Annotated in this window: 1 protein-coding gene and 1 pseudogene; both read right to left on the reverse strand. The window is 52.2% G+C overall.

Going from position 1 to position 2,607, the window contains the following annotated elements:
• Positions 1-14: 14 nt before the first annotated feature.
• Positions 15-1,064 carry an electron transport complex subunit RsxD gene (gene rsxD, locus SHEWPOL2_RS21825; protein WP_037431710.1) on the reverse strand — a complete coding sequence of 350 codons (1,050 nt, stop codon included), beginning with the start codon at positions 1,062-1,064 and terminating at the stop codon, positions 15-17.
• 80 nt (positions 1,065-1,144) lie between these two features.
• Positions 1,145-2,607: pseudogene (locus SHEWPOL2_RS21830) on the reverse strand (4Fe-4S dicluster domain-containing protein); the annotation flags it as partial.

A 2,607-nucleotide genomic window follows, 5' to 3' on the forward strand; every position in this document is an offset into this window, starting at 1 on the left:
TTTTATGCACAGGCTTAGCCCGCAGAGTGGCCATAGGTGCGCGGACGCACATAGTAATCAATAAATGGCGCGCACAGGTTTGCGAGTAGCACGGCAAAGGCAAAGGCATCGGGATAGCCACCTTGGGTACGGATGATATATACCAAGACACCAATTAATGCGCCGAAAATTAAACGGCCACGTGGACTGGTCGCCGCGGTGACGGGATCGGTCGCGATAAAGAAGGCGGCGAGCATGGTCGCGCCCGAGAATAAATGGAACAGCGGGCTTGCCTGCATATCGGGTGACAGTAAAAAGCCGATGCTGGATGCCACAAATAATCCCACCAACACGCCTGTGCTGATATGCCAGCGGATGGCTTTTAATTTAAGCAGCACTAACCCGCCAGCGAGATACGCCAAATTGACCCAAAACCAACCTATACCAGTGCCACCATCGAATATGCTTTTGGTCATACTTTCGGTAGTAGTCAACCCTAAGGACAAATCGGTTTTGAGGGTATCGAGCGGTGTTGCCATACTGATCCCATCAATCCCTAAACGGAATTGATCCATCCCACCATGGGCACCAACGTTGAAGATCAGTTGCAAGCTATCGATAACACTTGGGGTATTGAGCGCAACCGTACTTGGTGCAATCCAGCTAGTCATCTGCACAGGGAAGGAAACCAGCAGTAACACATAGGCGGCCATCGCGGGATTGAACAGGTTATGGCCTAGGCCACCGTAGAGATGCTTGACGATAACAATCGCAAACACTGTACCCATAACGATCATCCACCAAGGTGCTAGCGGCGGGATCGCAACCCCGATCAAGATTGCCGTCAGCATGGCGCTGTTATCGCTTAAACTCGCTTTGATGCTGCGGTTACGCAGTTTCATCACCGCGGCTTCACAGCTTAGGGCCACGATAATTGCCAGTAACACTTGAATAAGCGTGCCCCAGCCAAAAAAGGCACATTGCACCACAAGGCCGGGCAACAAGCATAAAATAACCCTTTGCATAACCGTTGAAGTATGCAAGTTACGGGTAACATGGGGTGATGAGGCTATTTTAAACGCCATTGTGATCCCTTTTATCTAATCTTGAGTCACTGATTTTTAAGCTAATAATTTTTAATATACTGATGTCAAAATCAGCAGTGCTATTCATTTGAGTCACTGAGCGCATCCGCTTCTCTGGCTGCTTTTTTGGCTTTCGCGCGAGCAACCGCAGCAGCGACCTTGGCCTTTTTCTCATCATCAGGACTGAGTGGCGCACTTGGTTCAGCGACTGAGCTTGATTCATTGCCTGATTCAGAGTCTGATTGAGAGTCTGGTTCAGAGCCTGACTCAACGCCTGAATCAGTCTTAGCCTGTTCGACTAGCTCGGGCTGAACTTCAGTAACCTTAGTCGATTCAGCCTGCAGTGCGGCGGCCTTTTTGGCTTTTGCACGGGCAACGGCAGCAGCGACCTTGGCCTTTTTCTCATCTTCAGGGCTAAGCGGCGCGCTTGGCTCGGTGGTTGAGTCTGATTCATTGCCTGACTCGGGCTTAGCGCCTGCTGCTAGCTTGGGCTCAATTTCGACAACATCAGTCGACTCTGCCTGCTGTGCGGCGGCTTTTTTGGCTTTCGCACGGGCAACCGCAGCAGCGACCTTGGCCTTCTTCTCATCTTCAGGGCTAAGCGGCGCACTTAGTTCCGCGGCTGAGCCTAATTCATTGCGTGATTCAATGTCAGAGCCTGACTCTTGCTTAGCGACTAACTCGGGCTGAACTTCGGGCACATCACTCGATTCAGCTTGCTGTGCGGCGGTCTTTTTGGCTTTTGCGCGGGCGACGGCAGCAGCGACTTTGGCTTTTTTGTCATCCGCCTCTGTGCTCGTAGCCGTTTCTGCTACTGGCTGATTCGCATTGACAGTCGCTTCAGTATCGCCATTGGCATCCGAGTCGGCCTTCAATGCCGTTTTTTTCGCTTTGGCACGAGCGATAGCGGCGGCGACTTTATCTTTTTGTGATAAAGATTCGGCTTGAACCGTTGGCTCGCTTGATTCAGAAGAGACTGCTTGCTTTGACGATTCTGCATCATCCGCCCCTTGAGCCGCCTTCTTGGCTTTAGCGCGAGCAATTGCGGCGGCAACAGCCGCTTTACCCTTAGGCGCTTCTGTATTGCTCGTATCAGCAACAACGACCTCGACCGTCGCGTTATCGGTTGTGGCTTCTGCCGCTGCTGCCTTTTTGGCCGCGATCCGCGCCATAGCTTCAGCAACGGCACTCTTATCCGTTGAGGTCATGGTCGCTTGGCGACGCGCAGCGGCTTCTTTAGCCTTGGCTTCGCGGGCGAGTTTTTCTTCTTCGAGGCGTTGAATACGCGCCTCGAAGCGCAGTTTGGCGCGCTCGGCTTGATGCTTCTCATCGGCGGCTTGTTTTAGTGCCGATTTAGCGATGCGGTAGTATTCCACCAGTGGAATATCACTCGGGCACACATAACTACAGCAACCGCATTCGATACAGTCTTTTAGGTTGTAGCTGGCCGCCTTGTCATATTCTTCGGCTTTTGCATGCCAAAAACAGTTGTTGTGGTAGCAAGAGAGCAGGGCAGGCATTGGCACATTCGCCGCAGCGGATA

This window comes from Shewanella sp. POL2, from assembly GCF_000282755.1.
GTDB classification, from domain to species: Bacteria; Pseudomonadota; Gammaproteobacteria; order Enterobacterales; family Shewanellaceae; genus Shewanella; species Shewanella xiamenensis.